Origin of the sequence: Halomonas sp. SIMBA_159 (genome assembly GCF_046536035.1) — a bacterium.
In the GTDB taxonomy this organism is placed as follows: domain Bacteria; phylum Pseudomonadota; class Gammaproteobacteria; order Pseudomonadales; family Halomonadaceae; genus Vreelandella; species Vreelandella venusta_A.
Genome location: NZ_JAWJBT010000953.1, coordinates 1 through 258, shown reverse-complemented (window position 1 = coordinate 258; position 258 = coordinate 1). Strand labels below are relative to the sequence as shown.

1 protein-coding gene is annotated in these 258 nt (G+C 57.0%); it reads left to right on the top strand.

Annotated features, from left to right (window positions below; all coding sequences use genetic code 11):
• A partial coding sequence (locus R0J87_RS22075; protein ID WP_498888989.1) for a P-type ATPase actuator domain-containing protein occupies window positions 1–258 on the top strand: 258 nt, incomplete at both ends.

The following is a 258-nucleotide window of genomic DNA, read 5'->3' as shown; positions in this document are numbered from 1 at the left end:
AACCCGTCCCGGCCCATAAGAAGCCGGGAGACAAACTCCATGCCGGTACCATCAACCAAAGCGGCAGCCTGCTGTTTAAAGCGATGCAGGTCGGCAATCAAACCCTGCTGGCCCGGATCATAGGTCTGGTTCGTCAGGCACAGAGCAGCAAGCCGGAGCTGGCGAAAATGGCGGATACCATTTCGGCAATATTCGTTCCGGCCGTGATGATCATCGCCATTGTTACCGCCACCCTCTGGTATTACTTCGGCCCGGATC